Origin of the sequence: Brevundimonas sp. (assembly GCF_013912065.1) — a bacterium.
GTDB lineage: Bacteria > Pseudomonadota > Alphaproteobacteria > Caulobacterales > Caulobacteraceae > Brevundimonas.
Map to the genome: position 1 here is coordinate 88,889 of NZ_JACESA010000005.1, position 21,848 is coordinate 110,736.

Annotated in this window: 18 protein-coding genes; 3 read left to right on the top strand and 15 right to left on the bottom strand. The window is 66.2% G+C overall.

Annotated elements, in window-relative coordinates; all coding sequences use genetic code 11:
* Positions 1-17: 17 nt before the first annotated feature.
* From H2037_RS05990 to H2037_RS06050, 13 genes are all read right to left on the bottom strand, one after another.
* Entirely contained in the window at positions 18-1,241 is a 1,224-nt protein-coding gene (locus H2037_RS05990; protein WP_292119013.1) for an AAA family ATPase, read from the bottom strand.
* 3 nt (positions 1,242-1,244) lie between these two features.
* Complete coding sequence (locus H2037_RS05995) at positions 1,245-1,478, bottom strand: AlpA family phage regulatory protein (RefSeq protein ID WP_292119016.1); 234 nt, start codon at positions 1,476-1,478, stop codon at positions 1,245-1,247.
* Between the two features lie 102 nt (positions 1,479-1,580).
* The gene (locus H2037_RS06000) at positions 1,581-2,129 is read right to left on the bottom strand and encodes a hypothetical protein (RefSeq protein WP_292119019.1); all 549 of its coding nucleotides are present in this window, start codon (positions 2,127-2,129) and stop codon (positions 1,581-1,583) included.
* A complete protein-coding gene (locus H2037_RS06005) occupies positions 2,126-3,358 on the bottom strand; it encodes a site-specific integrase (RefSeq protein ID WP_292119024.1) in 1,233 nt (410 codons plus the stop codon). Before H2037_RS06005 ends, H2037_RS06000 begins: the two co-directional genes overlap by 4 nt.
* A 313-nt stretch (positions 3,359-3,671) precedes the next feature.
* Entirely contained in the window at positions 3,672-5,498 is a 1,827-nt protein-coding gene (locus H2037_RS06010) for a Ca2+-dependent phosphoinositide-specific phospholipase C (protein WP_292119027.1), read from the bottom strand.
* Between the two features lie 76 nt (positions 5,499-5,574).
* Positions 5,575-8,484: a TonB-dependent receptor gene (locus H2037_RS06015; RefSeq protein ID WP_292119300.1), complete on the bottom strand. Its 2,910-nt coding sequence runs from the start codon at positions 8,482-8,484 to the stop codon at positions 5,575-5,577.
* Positions 8,485-8,633: 149 nt separating this feature from the next.
* Positions 8,634-9,641: a FecR domain-containing protein gene (locus H2037_RS06020; protein WP_292119030.1), complete on the bottom strand. Its 1,008-nt coding sequence runs from the start codon at positions 9,639-9,641 to the stop codon at positions 8,634-8,636.
* A gap of 84 nt (positions 9,642-9,725) precedes the next feature.
* Positions 9,726-10,229, bottom strand: coding sequence for an RNA polymerase sigma factor (locus tag H2037_RS06025; RefSeq protein ID WP_292119033.1), 504 nt, complete (start codon positions 10,227-10,229; stop codon positions 9,726-9,728).
* Positions 10,230-10,373: 144 nt separating this feature from the next.
* Complete coding sequence (locus H2037_RS06030) at positions 10,374-13,145, bottom strand: TonB-dependent receptor (RefSeq protein WP_292119036.1); 2,772 nt, start codon at positions 13,143-13,145, stop codon at positions 10,374-10,376.
* A 180-nt stretch (positions 13,146-13,325) separates the two neighbouring features.
* Entirely contained in the window at positions 13,326-13,943 is a 618-nt protein-coding gene (locus H2037_RS06035; RefSeq protein ID WP_292119039.1) for a DUF1190 domain-containing protein, read from the bottom strand.
* 5 nt (positions 13,944-13,948) lie between these two features.
* A complete protein-coding gene (locus H2037_RS06040; RefSeq protein WP_292119042.1) occupies positions 13,949-14,362 on the bottom strand; it encodes a DUF350 domain-containing protein in 414 nt (137 codons plus the stop codon).
* 24 nt (positions 14,363-14,386) lie between these two features.
* Positions 14,387-15,034: a DUF2491 family protein gene (locus H2037_RS06045; protein WP_292119045.1), complete on the bottom strand. Its 648-nt coding sequence runs from the start codon at positions 15,032-15,034 to the stop codon at positions 14,387-14,389.
* A gap of 5 nt (positions 15,035-15,039) precedes the next feature.
* Positions 15,040-16,083 carry a potassium channel family protein gene (locus tag H2037_RS06050; protein ID WP_292119048.1) on the bottom strand — a complete coding sequence of 348 codons (1,044 nt, stop codon included), beginning with the start codon at positions 16,081-16,083 and terminating at the stop codon, positions 15,040-15,042.
* A 78-nt stretch (positions 16,084-16,161) separates the two neighbouring features.
* Between H2037_RS06050 and H2037_RS06055 the strand changes: the two genes are divergently transcribed.
* From H2037_RS06055 to H2037_RS06065, 3 genes are read left to right on the top strand one after another with little or no spacing between them, the layout of a single operon-like run.
* Positions 16,162-16,842 (top strand): YjfI family protein, encoded by a 681-nt coding sequence (locus H2037_RS06055; RefSeq protein WP_292119050.1) that lies wholly within the window; start codon positions 16,162-16,164, stop codon positions 16,840-16,842.
* A 15-nt stretch (positions 16,843-16,857) separates the two neighbouring features.
* Positions 16,858-17,598, top strand: coding sequence for a PspA/IM30 family protein (locus H2037_RS06060; RefSeq protein ID WP_292119054.1), 741 nt, complete (start codon positions 16,858-16,860; stop codon positions 17,596-17,598).
* 3 nt (positions 17,599-17,601) lie between these two features.
* Positions 17,602-18,768, top strand: a complete 1,167-nt coding sequence (locus H2037_RS06065; protein ID WP_292119056.1) for a glutathionylspermidine synthase family protein — start codon at positions 17,602-17,604, stop codon at positions 18,766-18,768.
* Between the two features lie 20 nt (positions 18,769-18,788).
* On the opposite strand, the gene H2037_RS06070 is transcribed toward H2037_RS06065, so the two are convergent.
* Together H2037_RS06070 and H2037_RS06075 are read right to left on the bottom strand one after the other, a co-directional pair.
* Positions 18,789-20,588 (bottom strand): acyl-CoA dehydrogenase, encoded by a 1,800-nt coding sequence (locus tag H2037_RS06070; protein WP_292119059.1) that lies wholly within the window; start codon positions 20,586-20,588, stop codon positions 18,789-18,791.
* Between the two features lie 308 nt (positions 20,589-20,896).
* Entirely contained in the window at positions 20,897-21,844 is a 948-nt protein-coding gene (locus H2037_RS06075; protein ID WP_292119062.1) for an aspartyl/asparaginyl beta-hydroxylase domain-containing protein, read from the bottom strand.
* Positions 21,845-21,848 lie beyond the last annotated feature (4 nt).

Genomic DNA, 21,848 nt, shown 5'->3' on the forward strand with positions numbered 1-21,848 from the left:
GGACAGTTTGTCCCCCATCATTTGTCCCCCTCTTCAATGATCCAACACAGGGGCTCAGCGACCCCGACTATCCCCTTCGCCACCAGTTCCTTGACGGCTCGGGCGAACGACTTTTTGCGGGCCTCTGGAGACGCATCGCTGATCTCCATGCGGTATGCGTATTCCCGCCACAGGGTGACCTTGACGACCTGGGCCCCGTTTGGGATCGGTCCGCCTGGTGACCGCTCGCCGCCTTCGGACACCGCCTGATTGAGAGCCTTGAGCGCCACCTTCTGCGACGCCGACAGACGCGGCCCCTTGGCACGCTCCCGCGCCGCTGGAGCCTCAAGGATCTCGAACCGGCCGCCATCTGAGGCGAGATGGAATGTCAGGCCGACGCGGCTGTAGTTGCTCTTCGTCAGGGTCAGGGTCAGCAGGCGCCGCTCATCAGGGTCCGACTGCTCTTCGTTGACGGTGAGGTGCAGGAACGCCCGCGACTGGTTCCGCCAAGCCGTGGAGCCAGACGTGCCCCGTCCGCCCTTCATCCCATCGACCGACGGGTGACCGAGCAAGAGGATCGAGATGTCGTGTTCCTTCGCGATGGCATTGAGCCGGCGCATGAAGGCCGAGACCTGATATCGATCGATCTCGTTTCCGCCGAAGATGGCCGCCGCATAGTCGAGGACCAGCAGGTTGGCGCCCACCTCTCGGACCTTGGCCAGCAGGCTCTCCATGAGAGGCGTGATGACCAGGTCGCCGGTGTCGGCGAAGTAGGCGACAATCGTGTCCATCCCCACGCCAGGCAGAGCGGTGATGAGGGGAGCGACCTTTTCGAACTCGACGCCGGCGCCGTCGCAAATGCGGATGAGGCGGCGCACGATCTCGTCGGTGTCATCCTCCGCGAAGAGCCCGACGGATTTCCACCCCAGGACGGTCGTGTCGAGCCATTTAGCGCTGTGCTTCGACGCCATGCAGACCATCAGCCAAAGGGCCAGCAGGGTCTTGCCGGAACCGCCGTCGCCATAGAGCGAGGTGACGCAGCCGCCTGGGATCAGTCCAGGGACAAGGAAGTAGCGATCAGCCGGTTCGCGGCCCACCCACGATGCCAGATCAATGAAGGGAAGCGCGGGGTCGTTGGCCGCAAGCTCGACGGCCTGGCCGGCGGGGCTGCGTGAGGGCACCCACTGCTCCCCGGTGAACACCTCGCCGCCACCGAGAGGATCGGTCCGAGTGTCACCCTTATTTGCCAGGGCAGAGCCCATGGATCACCCCGCCGCCTGAAGCTGTGTCAGGTGACGGCGGACTTCGCCCACGTTCCAGGCAGTCACCTGGGGGCCGAGTTTGCGGGGCTGTGGGAAGCCGTCGCGTTTCACCCAGCGCCAGACACTGGCCGGGGTTGCTGAATAGAGGCGGGCGACGGTGCCGATGCGCACGAAGGCGGCATCAGGAAGGGTGTCAAACTCCCTAAGCGCTGCGTCGTCGTTGTTATGGGTTGTCACTGTGTGGCTCCCGTTGAGAGGAAGCCGCACCATCTATGGGGAGTGCCCGGTCAAATAGACGACACGATTATTCTGGCGTTTCGATACGCCTACCCGTTTCGATTACTCGGCTCTACGGCCGGGTTTGCGCCATGTGGCAGGGGCCTCGTTCGCCCAGACCACTGTTTCGAAACGGCGCCTGGATAGTCCGGGGTGATTACGTCGCAGCGCCACAAAGGCCTCGTCCTTGGTCATCTTGCCGCTAGCGGATCGAACCATCCCCTTAAACTCGGCCCGCACCCTGGCCTCGGCCACAGACGATGACACCGGCGTCGCGAGATCGTTTGCGGCGACCGGCTGAGCTTCACGCCGCTTCCGGTCACTCTCCGCAGCAGCCAACAGCGCGTCCAGTGGATGCCCGGCCACCCGGCTTTCGAGCAAGAGCGGGAACCGCTCGCCGGAATCGCTGATCAAGGCGCCCGCCTCGACGGCCGCCCTGGCCCCATCGTCCATCCAGCCCGACGGCGCTGCCGCGACCAGTTGGCCGTCATGGTCGCGGACGTATGCAACGACAGCCCCACTGGCGAGGTAGCGTCCCAGCTTGTCGATGCCCCAGATCTCGCGGACCGCATCAAGCGTCACGATCCCCACAGGCAGAAACCCGCCGGTCATGCCGCACCGTGGAGCGAGACGACCTCGCCGCTGACCGCCGGCCGGGCGATGAACCGGGCCCAATCCTCCATAAGGCGCTGGCGCTTCCCGAACAGGTCTCCGCGCCGATAAGCGGCTTCGACTTTGTCTCCGATGGTGTGGGCCAGGGCCATTTCCGCAACATCGCGGGGGTAGTTGGTCCGCTCAGCCGCCCAATCGCGGAAGGTCGAGCGGAACCCATGAGACGTCACGTCCACGCCCATGCGCCGCAGCACGGCCGTCAGCGTCATGTTCGAAAGCTCAGTCCGCCGAGCCGAGGGGAACACCAAATCCGTCCCGGCCATCCGGGGCAGGCCGTCCAGCAGGGCGACCGCGGCGTCGGACAGAGGGACGCGATGCTCCTTGCCGGCCTTCATGCGCTCGCCAGGAACGGTCCAGACCTTGGCTGCGAGATCGATCTCGGACCACTTTGCGCCTCTGACCTCGCCGGTCCGAGCTGCGGTCAGGACGACAAACTCCAGGGCACGGGCGCCCAGACCTTGTGCAGACCGGAGCCGCCCCATGAACTCGCCCATGTCATCGATCGGCAGCGCTGCATGGTGCTGGGTCTTTGCTATGCGCTTGGGCGCCGCAAGCTGCTGGTCGAGGTGATCGCGCCAGCGCGCCGGGTTCAGGCCGTCACGATAGCCGCGTGACGTGGCCCACCCCATGATCCGCTCAATCCGCCCCCTGAGGCGCGTCGCGGTTTCGGTGCGCTCTTTCCAGATCGGCTCCAGGACCGAAAGGACATGAGCGACCTCGATGTCTCGCACCGACAGCTTGCCGATCTTCGGCGATGCGTAGGTCGCGAGCGTGTTTTCCCACTGCTGCCGATGCTTGTCGTTGCGCCAGCTGTCACCGTGCGCGGCGATGTAGGCCTTGGCGGCCTGATCGAACGTGACGACCTTGGCCGTCTCGGCCTTCAACGCGCTCTTGCGGGCGCGGCGGTCTTCAATCGGATCGACGCCGTCTGCAATCTTCTCGCGGGCCCGTCGTGCGGCATCGCGCGCGCCGGCGAGCGTCACATCAGGAAATCCGCCTAAGCCCATGTCCCGCCGCTGTCCGCCGACCATGGCGCGCAGGATCCACGACCGGCCACCACTCGGGAGAACCTGAAGGTAAAGGCCCGCGACGCCGCCGACGGCATGGAGGCCGGGGGCTGTCAGGCGGGAGACCGCCAGGGGGCTTAATTCTTTCGCTTTGCGCGCCATCAGGACACCCAACAATCAACCCATCAATATGGTTGCGACTGGTTGATATGCGTTGCGACGGGTTGCGTCTAGCTATTTCAGCGCTGACGGGCGTTCTGAGGGCCTGTTGCGACGGGTTGATACGGCGTGGAGTTCGGCGGAGGCGGACACCCTCTCCGCCATCGTCCTGGCGCCCTCGAAATCGAGGGTGTGCAGGTCAGAGACCTGATCAAAATCTTGCATCATCCATTGTCGTCGCAGGATCGTGGCGACCCGAAGCTCATGAGCCGGGCCGCCGCCTGGCGATTGGCGGCGGCCCTTGTCATGTATCTGGTTACTGATTCAGCCCCGCCGTCCTCAGCGCCGCCTGAACCTCCGCGCGTGCGGCCTCCATGTCGCGGCGGAAGGCTTCCGAGCGCTGTTCGGCGCCATAGATGACCATGCCGGACTGGATGCCGGCCTCGACGGCGCTGTAGCTGTGGGAGCCGCAGATGTAGCGGCTCTCGGCGAACTCCCGACCGCGCGCGTACAGGGCGTCGGCGCGCTGGGGCGCCAGTTCGGCCAGGATCATTCCCACATGGACGCCGTGGGCCGAGTGGCCGGACGGATAGTCGGGATTGCCGGCCAGATGCTCGCTCTTGGCTTCGCAGATCGGCTGGTCCGTGCCGATATAGGGGCGTTTCGTGGCCCAGTGGGTCTTGGCGTCGCCGACCACCGAACGATCTTCGCCCGCCCGGTCCAGCAGGGCGGTCAGGACCGGGGCGGTCTGCGGGGTCAGACGGACGCCCAGGGCCTGGGCGAAGTCGTCATAGACCTCGCCGGAGACGTCGGAGGTCGCCAGGGCCCAACGGGGCGTGCCCTGCAGGACGCGGGTCTCCATGAAGACACCCCTGTCGGCCACGGCGCGGGGCGAACCGGGCTCGGGCGGCGGGGCCAGAACATGGGTCAGATCGGGCCGGTCCTGCGCCGCCAGATAACCGCGCGTGGGGGCGCCGTCCGTCAGTTCGACGGCCAGGCCGTCGCAACGCCCCTCGGTCCGCACCGGATTGCAGACAGCGGCTGCGCCTCCCGTCAGCCGGACCGCATAGGCCGGGAAGCGCGGATCGGCCCACATATAGTCGGTCGAGACATATTGGGCCCCGCTGGCGAAGGCGGCGCTGCGGCTGGACACGTCGCCGACGCGGGCCTCGACCGTATCGGCGTCGGCGCGGGTGCGGACGATGAAGCCGGCGCGGACGGCGGCCTGGATTCGGGCCTGGTCGGCGACAGGATCATTGAGCGTCAGATAGGCGGCGGCGGGCGAGGTCTCGTCCGTATTGACGAAGAAGACGCGGCCCTCCAGCGAACGCCGCGCGCCGCGATAGGCCGCGACCTTCTCGGGCCCTTCGTCGAGGGCGAAGAAGACCTTGCCCCGCGCCGCGCCCAGTATGGGCCAGCCCCCCGCCAGAACGGCGTCGCGCAGGGTGGGATGGCGGCCCTGCACCAGGTCCGGCGTGATCAGCTGGTCGGCGGAAAAGACCGAACGGACCTCGGCGTCCAGAGCGTCCCAGGCGGCGGCGTCGAAATCGAGCGGCGGCGTCCCGCCCGGCATGGTCGCGTCGCCCGTCTTGACGTTCAGCATGATCAGGATCGGCGCATGGTCGGGGTGGGCGCGCGACCAGTCCCGGATCTCGGTCAGACAGGCCACGAAGGTCAGGCAGCTGCTGCGGAAATCCACGTCCGGCATGTGCAGGGTCTTGAACCCCGGCCGGCCCATGGCTTCGGCGAAGGCGGCGCTGGTCGGGGCGACCTGACCCGGCCGGCCGAGAGCCGACAGCGGATGGGCGTAACGACCGCCCTGCGGGTCGTTCAACACGTCGATCTCGATCTGACGGGCGCCGACGTCCAACTGTGTGCTCAAGGGGCGGTGAGAATAGTCCAGGGCCACGGCGCTGGGCCGCACGGCGATCATCGCCTGAAGCTCGGCTGCGGGGATGGCCAGCTTGTAACTATTGTGGGTGCCCACGGCGGTCACGTCGTTCATGCCCAAACGACGGTCCATCCAGGCGGCGGCGCAGGCGTCGCCCCCGGCCGCGCGAACATCGGCCGCGCCGAGATCACAGGCGGGCTGTGCGACGCCGAGGGCGGAGCTCGCCAGAAGGGCGGCCATCAGGTTGAACATCTAGGACTCCATGGGTCGTGAAACAGGATGAGCGATATCTATCGGAGCGCCGCGAACGCCCCGGCAGACGCAAACGTCATTGCAGGGACCAGCGCAGGCTGGCGGTCAGGCTGGGACCGACACGACCGAGTTGCAGCAGGCGGCGCGTGTCGTATTCGTAGGCCAGATCGGTCGTGTCGGTCAGGTTTGAGGCCGCGATCACCAGTTGCCCGCCCGAGCCGATGTCGACAGAGGCCTGGGCGTCGAGATAGCCCGCGGCGCCCACGGTGAAGTCCGACACCCCTCCCCCCTGCATGTCCGCCTCGGAACGGAAGGCCGAGCGCCAGGACCAGGAGAGGCCGGCGGTGATCGGTCCGCGTTCGAAGAAGGGATTGATCGAATAGGCCAGGCGCGAAACCCCGGCCAGACTGCGACCGCCGGGGCCGTGGGCGTCCGTCAGGGTCGCGCTGGCCCACAGGCCGAAACCGGACGGAAGCCGTCGGTGCAGGCCGACCTCCAGCCCACGGCTCACCGCCTGGCCCAGATTGGCCGGCCGCGACATCACCACCTCGGTGCGCACCAGCGGACCGGCCCGCGTCTCGAACACCAGGTCCTCGGGAACCGCCACCACGCCGATGAAGTCGTCGATCGTCTTGTGGAAGACGGCGACGCTGAGCGCGCCCCGCGAAAAGGTCCATTCATAGGAGGCGTCGAGATTGATCGACATATAGGGATCGAGGTCGGGGTTTCCGCCGACGCCGGTGAAGAGCGAGCCCGGCGACGGGTCGTCGATCTCCACCTGGCCACGATCATAGATGGCCGAGACGAGCGAGCTGGCGGGGGCGGTCGCCAGACGAAGGTCCGCCAGCGAAGGCCGGGTCATGGTCCGCGACGCCGCCAACCTCAGCCTGCGGCCCTGATCGAGATCGAAGGCGATGTTCAGACTGGGAAGAAGGCGAAGATCGGAGCCCACATGGGACTCAGGACGGATCGCCGCGACACCGTTTTGATCCGCAGTCAGGAAAGCCCCGTGCACGGTCGTTCGGGTCGTGACCAGGCGCAGACCCAGATTGCCGAAGAAGGGCGTCGCATCGGCCTGCCCCTCGAAATCAACGCGGCCATAGGCGGCCCCCACCCGCTCGCGGACCTCGTAGGAATTCTGCATGTCCGCGCCGGTGGGCGTCAGGTCGTCGGGATAGACGCCCAGGCCGTCGCTTTCTCCGGGAATGACGAAGGCGTCCTGAAAGGGATCGAAGTCCGCCACGGCCCAGCGGCCGGGATGAGCGCGTATCAGCGCATCGAAGACGCCGTCGTGAACCTGCAAGCCGAGGAAGGTGGGCGTCACGGTCGCGCCCGGCCGCAGAGCCGCTTCGCGGTCGCGCCGCTGATAGTCGCGGGATCGGTCGCTGACCTGACCGCCGAAACGAACATCGACCAGGCTGAGCGGCCCGATCCGGCGGTTCGCCGTGCGGCGGATATCCAGGAGGGCCGTAACATCGTCGTCGACGGACTCGATCGCGCGTACGCCCAACCGCTTGAACGTAAAGGCCATGGGGTCGCCGAGATCGAGATCGGTCTCGATCAGTGCGGCCTTGCGGCTGGATGCGGCGTCGCCGACATCGAAACCATAGGCGTTCGGCTGGCTTGAACGGAAGGAGATCCGCTCCAGCGGCGTATCCAGTCGGGACCGGGCTTCGGACAGGCTGACACGTGGCGTGAGCGTCCAATCGCCCAGGATGATCGTCGCGACGCCTGAAACCACGATGTTCAGATGCGATTGTTCGGAGAATTCGGTGTTGTTGTCGATCGTCCCGGCCCGGACGGAACCCCCGGTGACCACGCCGTCGGTAATGGTCGCCGTCGCATCCGGCGCCGCGACCAACTCGCCCAGTCCATAGACGACCCTGTCCTCGCGGATGGCGTTGTCGAACGTCGAGACCAGGCTGTCGAACCGCAGGTGAACCGAGTCCGACGGACGCCATTCGCCGCCGAGGAAGGCGCTGCGGCGCAGACGGTCTTCCTGTTCGACGGTGGTGCGGACGTCGCTGGGCGCAACGACGTTTTCGCCGCCGATCGTCACCGGCAGATATCGCTGAATCTGAAACCGATCATAGAGGACCGTGCGCCCCTCCTGCGACAGTCCTCCGACCAGTCCCCAGGCGCCGTCGGCGGAGACGAAACGTCCGGCGATGGACAGATCGGCCTCGGGCTGGTGCGTGCGCGCCTCCGTCGCCACCCCGGCGCGAAGGCTCAGGAAGGGGTCCCCGTCCAGGCCGCCGACGGTCTCTATGTCGATGTTCGACCCGATCCCCCCTTCGATCAGATCCGGCGTCGCCGACTTGGTCAGTTGCGCGCCCGCCAGCAGATCGGCCGAAAGCGCGCGGAAACGGAACTGCCGACCGCTCTGGGTTGAGTTGCGGATATTCTCATTGAAGGCGACCGGGGCGCCGTTCAGCGTCACAGATTGGAACAACGGCCCCAATCCCCGGACGCTGACGAACTGGCCTTCGCCCACCTCTCGCTCGATGGCCACACCGGGCACACGCTGCAGCGCCTCGGCGAGATTGGCGGCGGGCAGTTCGCCGATCCGGGTCGAAGACGCGCTGTCCGAAATGACATCGGCGATCTGCTTGCGACGCAGCGATTCCTCGATCTGTTCCGACAGGCGTCCGATGACCGTGATCGAATCCAGTTCAGTGGCGACGACGGGGGGCGGACGGGCGGCTGTGGGGGGCTCCAGCCACACCCGCACCCCCCGTGCGCCGATGAAGCGGTGTCGCAGGCCGGTGCCCTCAAGCATTCGAGCGACCGCCGCACGCCAGGACATGCGGCCTCGAACCGGTCGGCTGCGCTGCACCTCGCCCGTGGGAGAGATGAAAGCCAGTTCGCACCCGGCGGAAATACAGAGCTCCACCAGGGCGCGCCGGGCGTCCTGGGCGGGAATATCGAAGCTCTGCAACGCCTGTTGCGCCCGAGCCGGCACGGGGAAACCGCCGAAAGCCAGCATGGACACGACGACCGCCGCGACAGTGACACGTCGCGCACCGAGCGGCGTCGATGGTGCGAACGGTTTCAAGCGTGCCGTGCCTTGCGACAAGAGGGCGAACAATCAGTGACCGACCCTTACCGCGACCGCATGACAGCTCTGCGATAGACTTAATCCGCGTGTATCAGCGCGCGTCCGTCGGCAGTGTGTTCGATGGAAATCGGCAACAGATCGTCCATGCGGTCGACCAGCCCCGTTTCCCCCGTCAGAGGCAGAACAGCCGTCACCCGCATCTCGGCCAGGACAGGGTCGGCGATAACCATCGGCATGTCGACATAGCGTCCCATCTCCTCGATCACGACCGACAATGGGACGTTATGGAAGACCAGCCTGCGGTCACGCCATGCGGTGGCGGTTTCGACATCGACCCGGCTCAAGCTCACCCGGTCGAGACCCGGCTTGAAAACGGCCTGCTGACCCGGCGCCAGGACCACGGCGCGTTCGAGCACGCGCGACTTGCCGACATCAACGCGACTGATGGCGACCCGACCCTCCAGCAAGGACACCTCGGCACGATCCCGCCTCAGAACCGTGGCGAAGCGGGTGCCGGTCACGATCACATGTCGATCGGCGACGGCGACCTGGAAAGGCCGCTCCGAATTGTGCGCGACATCGAAATAGGCCCCGCCCTGCAACAGTTCCACGCGTCGAGCGTCCGGACCGAACCGGACCTGTATGCGCGAGCCCGAATCCAGGGTCACACGAGACCCGTCCTCGAGCGCGACGTCAGTGATCTGACGCGGCGCGCTGGCGTAAACACGACCGCCCGCTTCGATTGGGGCTGACGACAGGCCGGGCAGGACCAGGGCGGCGACGGCGAAGGCGGCGACAGCGGAGGCGGCAAGCCCGCCGGCGATCAGGAAGCGCCGCTGCGGATTGGAGGCGCGCCGTCCCCGCAGCCGCGCCAGGTCGTTGGCGAAGACAGACGCCAAAGGCGTCAGACCAGCCAGGTGGGCTTTCGCAGCCTCGTACTGACGAAGATGGTCTTCATTCTCTTCAAGCCACTCGAGGAAGGCCGCCTGATCGCGCGCGGCGACGTTTGGCCGGCGCATCCGCGCCAGCCAGGATTCGGCGGTTCGCGGCCGACGATCGAACAGGGATGTCAGGCGCTGAATCATGCGCGAACGATACGCTCCGGGACGTGGCAGGGGGATAGGGCGCCGACGCCTTCAATACTCACAACGACGGTTGCGCCAGACACCTCAGTCATCTCGTGAAATCTTCAGCTGACGGAGGGCTTCGGCAATATGTTTCTCGACCATGCTGACGGACACGCCCAACCGCGTCGCAATCTGGCGATAGGTCATCTCTTCGAACCGGTGAAGCAGGAAGGCGTCACGCGTGGATCTGGGCAGAGCGCGGATGACGGCGGCGGCGGCGGCCAGGTTTTCTCGCCCGATCAGATGCTGGTCAGCGGCGGGCGTATCGCTGGCGACCGCGCGCGGTCCGGCGTCCAGGGTATGGATGTCGTCGGTGCCGCGCACGCCCTTGCGGCCAGCGGATTTCCACCGGTCCATCTGCAGGTTGCGGGCGATCACGAACAGCAGGGGGCGCGCGTCGGCGCCGGACATGTCGTGGCCGGCGCGATGAAAGCGAACGAAGGCCTCCTGCACCACATCCTCGGCGTCATCGGGCGACAGGCCCCTACGCTGGAGATAACCCATCAGGTCGCGGCGCAGTTCGGTGAAATGACGATCAAGCGCCATCGTCCCCTCCTCCCGATCTGACGCGAGCCATGAACGCACGAAAACGTCCCCTCCTCGCGGAGGGGACGTCGCGCCAGGCCGACCTCTGGGGGATCAAGAGGCCGACCTGGTGTCTATCGAATGAGGTTCAATCCGAGAAATGGATCAGAACTCCATCCGCAGGCCGAAGTTGATGCGGCGACCCGACAGCTCGTACATGGTCGGGAAGGACGGATCCATCGTATAGCCCTTGGTGGCTTCGTCGGTGACGTTGATGCCTTCCAGGTTGATCTGGAGGCTGTCGGTCACATTGTAGCTGGCCGACAGGTCGAGCTGACCATAGCCCTCACGCCAGATCGGGTACATCTCGTAACCGATCCCTTCGACATACTTGTCCTTGTAGTTGTAGGAGGCGCGCGCCTGGAACTTGGCGTTCTCGTAGAACAGGGTGACGTTGTAGGTGTTGTCGGCCAGACCGACCGGCGGGGTCGGGATGCCTAGGGTGGACGAGCCGGAGAGCGAGCTGTCCAGCACCGTGTAGTTGGCGTTGATCCCGAAGCCTTCCAGCGGGGCGTAGAACTGTCCGAACGGCACCATGGCGACCAGTTCGACACCGCTGACGTCATAGGAGCCCGGCTCGTTGATCGGCTGATAGACGTCGAACTCATAGACGCCGTCGATCGTGCCGTTGGCGTTGTACTTGGTGACGTTCGGCACCGTGCCCGTCAGGGCCTGACGCACGACGCCTTCGATTTCCTTCCAGAAGTAGGAGACCGCCAGCAGACCGCCGTCGCCCAGATACTGTTCCAGACCGACTTCCCACTGCTTGGCGTAGGTCGGCTTCAGGTTCGGGTTGCCGTCCGTGAAGCGGAACGAGTTGAAGCTGGCCGTGCGCTTGTAGGCCAGGTCGGTCAGAGCCGGACGGATCAGGGTCTCCGACGCCGCGGCGCGGAAGATCAGGCTGTCCGTCAGATCCGCCGTGATGTTGATGCTCGGCAGGACCTTGTCATAGCTGCCGTCGCTCGACACCGGATCGGGCGTATAGCCGGTCGAGCCGTTCGGGTTCTGGATCTGGTGATAGCCCGAGGAGGTGATCGAGGTGTCGATATACCGGGCGCCGCCGTTGACCGCGACCGGAACCGGACCCAGGTCGAAGTTCAGATCGGCCATGGCGTAGAGCGCCAGAACCTCTTCCGTCACTTCGTAGTAGTCGCCCACGTTGAACGGGGTGAAGAAGCCGTCATAACGGAAGGTGCGACGGGCGTATTCATTGGAGACCTGGTTCCAGGTCAGGTCGCGGACGTTGAAGTCGCCGCCGGGGACCAGGTCGCCGATCGGCGTCAGCTCGCTGTCCGCCAGCGTGCGGGTGTTGAGCCAGGCGGTGCTGCCCGCCGAGGGTCCCTGGATGTTTAGCGAGCCGTACTGACGCTGCTTGGACTTGTCCGTATAGCGGGCGCCGACCTGAACGCTGGTCAGGGCCGGGAAGAAGTCCAGATCCAGGTATTTGGTGAAGTCGACCTGGGCGGCGTACTTGTCGTCGTCGATGGCCTCGTAGTTGGTCTCATAGGCTTCGAACAGATAGCGTTCCGGCGAGTTGTACATGTCGAAACCGGCGGACGAGGCGCTCGGGATCGTCTCGCCGCCCTCGGCCGTCCACCGCGTCCGCGACGGCGCATAGGCGACGTGCTTCAGGTTGGCGTTGTCCAGGGTCTTCTCGGCGCCGGAGTAGCCGGCGATGGCGTGCAGCTTCCAGCTGTCGCCGCTCCAGTTCAGCTCGGTCCCGAACTGCTTGTAGTCAGTCTCGTTGATCCGCTCCTTGCTGAGGAACTCGTGCTGGGTCGCGGTGTAGGAGACGTCGCGCAGCACGACCATGCCATAGTCGGCTAGGGTGGTGTCGTCGTACTCGTGGATCGTCTCCAGGGTCGAGCGGCTGGAGGCCGAATAGGCCGCCGCGTCGTACTCGTCCTCGGTCGTGTCATAGCTGCCGACCATGGCGTCGAAGGCCAGGCTGAAGTTCGACGACGGACGATACTGCAGCGAGACCGTGCCGCCCCACTGATCCTGGGTGTTCAGATAGGCGCGGTCGCCGACCTTGTCCTGGAAGATGATACGGTTGGTCTCGTTCGTGTCGGCGCGATTCTTGACAATGACGCCGGCGTCGCGGGCCAGAACGGCCGCGGCCTGGACGCCACGAGCGCCCGTGGAGGTCGCCAGGAAGCGGGACATCGGGCGGAAGTTGATGCCGGATTCCGAGTCGGTGCGGTTGGTGCGACGAGCGGTCGAGAAGGACACCAGCGCGCCGAAGTCGCCCCAGGTGTCGCTGGCCAGGAAGGCGATCTTCGGATCGACTTCTTCGGAGATCGAGTTGTAGGCGCCTTCGACCGAACCGACCACCCGTCGTCCGGCGTAGTCGAACGGACGGGCCGTCGAAATATTGACCGAGCCGGCGATGCCGCCCTCTTCGTCCGAGGCGCGCGGCGACTTCTGGACGGTGACCTGCTGGATGATTTCCGAGGCGAAGATGTCGAACTCGACGTCACGGCCGCCGCTGCCCGAAGCCGTCGCCAAGCCGTTGATGCTGACGAAGGTGAACTCGCTGGGCAGGCCGCGCACGTTGACGCGCTGGCCCAGGCCCTTGTTGCGTTCGATGGTCACGCCGGGGATGCGCTGCAGCGCCTCGGCCAGGTTCTGTTCCGGGAAGTTGGCGACGTCGGTCGCGACGATCGAGTCGGAGAAGCCGACGGTCTTGCGCTTGATGTCCACCGCCTCTTCAAGGCTGCGGCGGTACGAGCCGGTGACGACGATTTCGTCGACGACGGCCGCTTCGGCGCCGGTCTGCGCGGTCATGACGACTTGGTCGGCCGATTGCGCCAGGGCGGCGAACGGCGATGCAGCCACGACGGCGAAGGCCGTGGTGCCAAGGATTCGGTTCTTCATTTTGGATAGCCCCCAGTGAGTTCTAGGCGCTTCAACGACGGGGTCTCCCGGCCCCTCAATGTGTGACAGGGCTTTTCATTCAATCTTCACGGCGCTGTCGCGTTCGACCGGCTTCGGCACGAAAAACGGCCCGCAGGCGCATCCTGCGGGCCGTCGATAAACGCCTCCAGTGGCCGACGACTATCCGCCGTAGCTGCGCCCGCCGCCGCCGAAGCCGCCGCGTGACACGACGGTGGTGCGGCTCTGGACCCGCGTGGGCGCCTGGCGGGCCACGTCGCCGTGCTCGCGGGCGTTGGTGACGGTCCGGCCGCTGCGATAGTCGCGATAGGTGTAACCGCCGCCATAGCCGTTCGAATATCGGTTCTCACGGTCGCGATACAGCGGCCCGCCCCCGCGATAGCCGCCGCCGTTCAACAGCTGTCCGACCACGAACCCGGCCAGAAGCGGCGAGAAGAACGAGCCCCCGCCCCCGTTGTTCGGCTGACATTGGGACGGCCCCCACTGGCCCTCGCATTCCTCGCGGGTGGCGTAACGCGGCGCGGTCTTGGCCGCCTCCTCCCGGGCCTTGGCCAGGGCGGCGTCGCATTCGTTGTCGGGTATGTCGTCGGCGGCCCGGCATTCGTCCAGCGAGGCATAGGCCAGCGTCGGCTCCGGCGGCGGCGCCGGAACCTGTTGGGGCGAGCCGCAGGCGGCCAGAGAGAAGCTGGCGGTCGCCATCAGGCTGCTGACATGCAGTACGCGCGACCGCTTCAGCCGCCGCATGGTGTCGGTTTTGGGCAGGTCCTTGGGATCGGTCATGGCGGTCACGACGTCATGCAGGCGGCGTTGAGCAGCCCGACGCAGATGGAGATGGAGGCCAGATAAACGGCGGCGGCGATCTCGCCCGCCTCGATCCGGACGACCAGATTGCGGAAGGCCAGGCGGCTGATGGCCACGAAGACCACGATCTGGATCACGCCGGCCAGGAGGGCCCAGGCCGCGAACTCCATCAGGCTGACCGTGTGCGACAGGGCCGAGGCCAGAGGCAGGACATAGCCGATAAGCGCGCCGCCCAGCGCGATGGCGGCGGCCGTATTGCCTTGGCGGATCAGCGTACGCTCGTGATACGGCGTGACCCACTGGTAGACCAACTTGAACGCCAGGGTGAAGGCGCCGGCGACCGCGAAGGCGATCAGGAAGGCGACCGCCCCCTGCTGAAAAATGAACCAGTCGAACATCGTCTTATCCTTCTTGGATCGCGCTCAGGCGCGGAACTCGGCCATTTCCAGTGGAATGCCGATCATGATTTCGTGGGTGGTTTCGCCGCCCTCGGGCTGCTGTTCCAGGGCGATCATCAGTTCGCGTCCTCCCGCCAGATCGCGGGCGTACAACATGCAGGTCTGGAAGATTTTCGCATAGGGCGTCGTCGCGGCTCGGTCGTCCCAGATTGTCTCCCACAGGGTCACGGGCGGCTGGACGGCGTCGCTCTCGGCGAACCAGAAACGGGGATAATCCGGCAATTCTTCGGCCGCCCCATGAAAGACCGGCGCCGACAAACGGTCGCGCCACACGCGCCGCTCGCGCTCGCCGGGCGGATAGGCCGAGGTCCAGGGGATGAACAGGCTGAAGTCATAGCTTTCCAACCCGGCCTCGTCGTCGCTCATGGCCTGAAGCATGACGTGGTCGTCGGTATAGAAGCGGTGCACATACTGGCCGCCGTCCAGGCTGACCAACCCCTGGGCCGAGATGTCCAGCACGTCGCGATCCAGGGCGAAATGAGTCTCGTCCCCCAGCCGGCGCCAGGCCAGCGGGTCCAGCGAGACGGTCCGACCCACCGTGATGTTACGCACCGTCGCCAGCCGCGCTGTCGGCTCGGTCTTTTCCGACGATCCGAAGAGTTTCTTGAACATCGATCCTAGCTTCCGGCCAGACTGGCCTGCGCCAGTCGAACGGCCGACACATAGAACAGGCGGTCGCCCGGCTCCACGCCCGTTTCAGGCGGCGGATTGAAATGCGGCGCCTCGGCCCCCTGCGGCTGGTGCGCCAGCAGGGTCGCGCGATGGTGGAGAAGACGCTGAGCCAAGTCGCCGAATGACCGCGCCGCGCCCTGCCAGGTCAGGCTGAACAGGGTGGCGCTCACGTCCAGTTGGCTGGTCAGGGCGCTGATGACCTGGCTGGAGCCCGGATCGCGGGCGGAACGCGCCAGCATCTCAGGCCCTGAAGACAGGACGATCTCGACCTGCGGGCAGTGCTGGGCCAGAAGGCGGGCGCTGTCGGCGTCGTCGAAGAAACAGACCACATGGGCCGTCTTCGGCGCGGCGGCCGAGGCCGCAAGCGTGGCCGTCAGCGTGTCGGCGTCGCTGTCGGCATAGACCAGAATGCGACTGGCGGTCGCCGCGCCCGCGCGCGCCAGAGCATCGGCTGAGGTCAGACTTTCGCTGTGCACATAGCGAACCCGCGAATCCAGATCATTGACCACGTGGCGCGTCACCAGGACCAGGGTCTGCGCCGTGTTCAACTCCGCGCACAATTCGCTGATCATCTTCGGCGTGCGGGTCGGGTGATAGCCGATCATAATGATCGTGTCGGTCATCTTGGAATAGTCTCCCTTGCCTGCACGCCTCAGACGCCAGATGTCGCCGATGGCGCCCAGCACCTTGGCCACCACCGTCGTGAAGGCCGCTATGGCGCCGGGGAAAATCCAGATGGCGGTGATCAGGCGCCCGGCGACGTCTTGCGGACTGAGGTCGCCATAACCGACCGTATAGGCCGTTGTGGCGTACCAGTAGATGAAGGTGACCGGCGAATGCAGCTCGGTTTCGCCGGCCAGGGCCAGCAATAGCCAGGACGAAACCGCGTGAAGCAGGATCAGTCCACCCAGCATCCGCCAGTGCGTGTCGGCCATGGCTTGGAACGCCCGGTCGAAAATCAGCGCCAGTTTCATCCTAGGCAGCAACATGCCATTCCCTTCGTCTCAACCAACTGACCGCAAACCCCTAGGCGAAGTCAAGCGTTCATGTTACGCGTTACATGAAACATGACCACGACCGCTCCGCCCTCCTCCGCCGCCAATGATCGCATTCGTGCGTGGCGGCAGGCGCGTCGCGAGGCCGGGCTGGTCAAGCTGGAGCTCTGGGTGCCTGAATCCGCCCGCGACGATGTGAAGGCCGCCGTTCGCGCCATTCTCACAGACTCAACGCGTGGCCCCCAGCTTGCCGGCCGCGCGCGCCGCCCCACTTCTCATTCCATCCCCTCTGGAGACGACCACCATATGGACGCCGTGATCGAAACCCCCTGGACCGTGCCGGCCATCAAGACCGCGCTGGAACAGTCCCCCCTGCTGCGCGACGGGGAAATGAGCCTGCGCGTCGTGGAGGGGGCGGACCCCGTGCTGCTGGCCACGATGCACGAATACGGCGACCTGCCGATCTATCTCAGCGTCGGCGGCGCCCAGATCGTCTGTTCGGTCCTGTTGTGGCCGGTCGCCGAACAGGCCGACCGTCACGCCTTCAACGAGTTCTTGCTCAAGGCCCAGCGCGTGGTGCCGCTGTCCGCCTTCGCCATCACCAATGTGGGCGGCGAAGACGTGTATGAGTTGATGGGCGAACTGTCGTGCAAGACGACATTGCAGACCATCCTCATCGAACTGCGCACCCTGGCCGAGAATGCGATCGACGCCACCGAACTGCGTGAAACCTTCGGCGCCGACGCCGCCTGATCCGGAGACCCGACCATGTCCATGCTCAGAAAACTCTCCGCACTGTTCCGCGGCTCCGCCCATGACGCCGCCCAGGGCGTCGTTGACGCCAATGCGCTGAAGATTCTCGACCAGGAAATCCGCGACGCCGACAACGCCCAGGGCAAGGCGCGCGACGACCTCGCCGGCCTGGTGGCGCGCCGCCGCATGGCGGAAAACGAAATGGCCAGCTTCCGCGACCAGATCGCCAAATACGAAAGCTCGGCCCGCACCGCCCTGGGCCAGGGCAAGACCGACCTGGCGCGCGAGGTCGCCTCGCGCATCGCCGAGCTGGAGGTCGAGATCACCAGCCGCGGCCCGCTGATCGAAGACATGAAGACGGCCGAAACCCGGCTGCGCACCGCCATCGCCTCGACCGACCAGAAGATCGAGACGCTTCGTCGCGAGATCGACATCGTCAAGGTCAACGACTCCGTCCAGCGCGCCCAGACCTCGGTCGCCCTGAACTCGGCCGGCGCCCAGTCGCGCATCGGCTCGGCCGCCGACAGCCTGCAACGCATCAAGCAGCGCCAGGCCATTCAGGAAGAGAAGCTAAACGCCAGCCAGGCCCTGGAAGACCGCCGCACCGGCGCCGACCTGGACGCCAAGCTGCGCGACGCCGGCATCCTGCCCGGCCATTCCTCGGCCGACGACGTCCTGGCCCGCCTCAGCCAGCCCGACGTGACCGTGGTCACGCCGCGCATCGGCCAGTCCACGCCCGACAAGGACCCGGCCTGACCCATGGAGCGTCTGCGCCTCGAACCCCGAACCGACTGGGACGCCAAGGCCGAGGAACTCGGCTTCACCTGGCGCCACACCGACGGCAAACCCTATTGGGACGAGACGGCGGCCTACGCCTTCTCGCTGGCCGAGATCGAGGACGGGATCGAGGCGCCGACCGCCGAACTGCACGGCCTGTGCCTGGATCTGGTCAACGACGCCGTTCAGTCCGAGCGGCTGATGGAGCAGCTCGATATTCCAGAAACCATGCGGGACTATGTGGCCGACAGCTGGAAGCGGGGCGACCCGTCCCTCTATGGCCGGTTCGACTTCGCCTATGACGGCGCTGGCCCGGCCAAGCTCTACGAATACAACGCCGACACCCCGACCAGCATCTATGAGACGGCGGTGTTCCAGTGGCTGTGGCTGGAGGACCAGATCGCCGCCGGCGTCCTGCCCGCCGACGCCGACCAGTTCAACAGCCTGCACGAGAAGCTGGTCGACCGGTTCCGCGCCATCTTCCCCGACGGCGGCTTCATCCATTTCGCCTCGGACGCCGACTTCGTCGAGGACCGCCAGACGGTGCGCTTCCTCGAGGACCTGGCCCGTCAGGCCGGTCTGGACCCCCAGTTCGTCGCCATCGACCAGATCGGCCTGAACGAAGAGGGCCGGTTTGTCGATCACGAGAACTGGATCATCCAAGCCCTGTTCAAGCTCTACCCCTGGGAACAGATGCTGCGCGATGAATACGCCACGCCCCTGCCCACGGCCGACGTCCGCGTCCTTGAGCCGGCCTGGAAGAGCATCCTGTCCAACAAGGCCATCCTGCCCCTGCTGTGGGAACGCCACAAAGGCCACCCCAATCTGCTGGAAGCCTATTTCGAGGGCGATCCCGCCGAAGCCGCCCTGGGGGCCTCCTATGTGCGCAAGCCGCTGTTCTCGCGCGAAGGCGACAATGTCGAACTGATCGACCAGGGCCACAGCGCGGCCGACGTCGTCGACGGCGGCTATGGCGAGGGGCGCTACATCCGCCAGGCCCTTTGCAATCCGCCCCTCTTCGACGGCAACCACGTCATCGTCGGCTCCTGGGTCGTCGGCGAGGAACCGGCGGGCATCAGCCTGCGCGAGGACCCGGGCCGGATCACCCGCAACACTTCGCGCTTCGTGCCCCACTTCATCCGCGACTGAGGCCGCTTTCCCGCCGTCGCTCAGAACCAGGCGTCACGCATTTCCAGGGTCGTGTCGTCGCGACGGATCAGCAGGTCGAGCTGAGGCTCGACCTTGGGCAATTCCCAGTGGAAGAAGTACCGCGCGGCCTGACGCTTGCCGTCGTAGAAGTCGCCGGTCTTGCCAGCCGCCGCCAGCGCCTGTTCCAGCCAGATCCAGGCCAGGACCGCATGGCCGACGACCTCCAGATAGGCCGAGGCGTTGGCCAAGGCCCGTTCGGGATCGCCGTCGCTCCAGACCGCGGCTGTCGCCTCGCCGATCCGGGCCATGGTCCGCATCAGGGCCTCGCCATACGGCTGCAGTTCCGGATGATCTGCGGTCCGGGCCACCGTCGCCAGAACCGTCTCGCCCAGCAGTTTCAGCCCCGACCCGCCGTCCATGATCGCCTTGCGGCCCAGCAGGTCCATCCCCTGGATCCCGTGCGTCCCTTCGTGGATCGGGTTCAACCGGTTGTCGCGATAGAACTGCTCGACCGGATAGTCGCGGGTATAGCCGTATCCGCCCAGCACCTGGATCGCCAGGCTGTTGCCCTCCAGGCACCATTGTGACGGCCAGCTCTTGGCGATCGGCGTCAGCATGTCCAGCAGCCGCCGCGCCCGGTCCCGCTCGGTCGCCGCCTCGGCCGTGGCTTCATCGTCGGTCAGGCGCGCGCAGTACAGGTTCAGCGCCAGCGCTCCCTCGGCATAGGCCTTCTGCGCCAGCAGCATCCGCCGAACATCGGCGTGCTCGATGATCGGCACGGGCGGACTGGCGGGATCCTTTGCCGAGACCGGCCGGCCCTGCGGCCGTCCACGCGCATAGTCCAGGGCGTGCAGATAGCCGGTATAGCCCAGGGCCGCCGCCCCCGCCCCGACCCCGATCCGCGCCTCGTTCATCATGTGGAACATGGCGGCCAGCCCCTGGTTCGGCACCCCGACCAGTTCGCCGACGGCGCCCGCCTCGCCCCCCGGCCGGTGCTTGCCCTCGCCGAAATTCAGCAGGGTGTTGGTCGTGCCGCGATAGCCCATCTTGTGGTTCAGCCCCGCCAGGACGACGTCGTTGCGCTCGCCCGGCGCACCGCTCTCGTCCAGCCTGTGTTTGGGAACCACGAACAGAGAAATCCCCTTCACCCCCGCCGGCGCCCCCTCTATCCGGGCCAGCACCATATGGACGATGGTCTCTGACAGGTCGTGATCCCCGCCCGAAATCCACATCTTCGAGCCGAACAGCCGATAGGTTCCGTCGGCCTGCGGAACCGCGCGGGTGCGTATATCCCCCAGCGACGAGCCCGCCTGGGGCTCGGACAGGCACATGGTGCCGAAGAACCGCCCCTCCAGCATGGGCCGCACATAGGCGTCGATCTGCGCGGCCGTGCCGTGGGTCTTCAGCAGATTGGCCGCGCCTATGGTCAGGAACGGATAGGCGGCGCTGCCGACATTGGCGGCCTGGAACCAGGCGAAGCCCGCGCGCTCGATCACATTGGGCAGTTGCAGCCCGCCCAGATCATAATCCTGCGACGCCGAGAACAGTCCGGCCTCGCGAAAAGCGGCCACAGCCTGCGCCACCTCGGGGATCATCGTCACCCGTTCGCCGTCAAAGGTCGGCTCGTTCTGGTCGGCCTTGCGATTGTGCGGGGCGAAATGGTCGGCCGCGATCTGGGCGCAGGTGTCCAGAACCCCGTCGAACGACACCCGATCATGATCCGCGAACCGCGCCCGCTGCGTCAGCCGCTCGACCCCCAGCCATTCGTACAGGATGAAATCCAGGTCGCGCCGTGACAGGATCAGCGAGGCGTCAGACATTCAGAACTCCGAAAACATGCGCCTTTCGGCGATGCGGGCGGGCAGCCTAGGTCGGCCCTCGCCCGGCCGCAAGCTGTCGGCGAACGTCACGCGGCGACCCGCCCCCGGCCCTATTCGACCAGCTGCTAACGCAATTTCGGAAATGATCCTTCATCTTATCAAACGGTTCGAAATAAGTCTGGCCATCAGACCGGCGCCCTCCAGACCTGTGTTAGGCTTGGGGTCATGGTCTTTGGCATCGTGATCGAACCGACTTGGACTCTTGGACTCGTTAGACTGTTTTTTCCAAGTCCAACTTCGCCCTCGCCCTAGCCGAGGTCGTCCGCCACCAGATGCTGAAGCACGCGCTTTTCCAGCACCAGCAGGGCGCCGGCCCGGTTGGTGCGCATGACCAGGCCTTCGGCCAGCGGCCGCGCCGCCTGATGCACGGCCCCGGCCAGGCGCTGGAAGTCCGCCTTTCCTTCTCCGGCGATCCCATGCAGGCCGCACAGCTGACGCCAGTCCTGGACGAAGCCTTGCAGCATCAGATCGAACCGGGCGGCCCGGGATCGCACTTCGGGAGTATCGGCGGCCAGGGTGATTTCGGCGCGCAGATCGTCGATCAGAAGCTGCACCTCCGCCGCTGGCATGACGGACGAGCGCTGATCGTGCTCGGTCAAGAGTTGAGACCGGGCCGAAGGCTCCCAGCCCACGGTCCGCCATTGCTCGCGCGGCGGCGTCGGCCCGCAGGCGAACTGCCAGAAGGCCGCCGTGCCCGTGGTGTCGGCGACCAGATGGACCCGCTCCGCCTCGGACCCGTTTTCCACATGGTGGCGGCGCCAGTTGTCGAAGATCCAGGCTTCGCCGGCGCCCATGTGCACGACCTCGCCGTCGCAGTGGAACCGCACCTCCGGCCGGGTGAAGACCGGAATGTGCAGCCGCACCCGCGTATGCCAGTGATAATTGATGTCGGCGTGTTCGGGCACGACGGCGCCGGGGGCCAGACGCATCAGGCGCGACCGGCTCCACACCACCCCGAACCCGGCCAGCACCTGGCGCAGATAGGGCGCCTCGTTCAGCCAGCGGGTCGGCAGCATCTGGCCATGAACCGCATCCGTCTCGCAGCCCCCGGCGCTGATCAGCCGCGAGGCGCTGTTGCCGGGCGCCCGATCGGGATGCGGCCCCCAGGCCTCGACCGGCAGGGCCGCGACCTCGGTCTGCAGCCGTTCGACATCGAACAGGACAGGAAGCTGGAAGAAGGGTCGAGAGAGGCGCATCGGG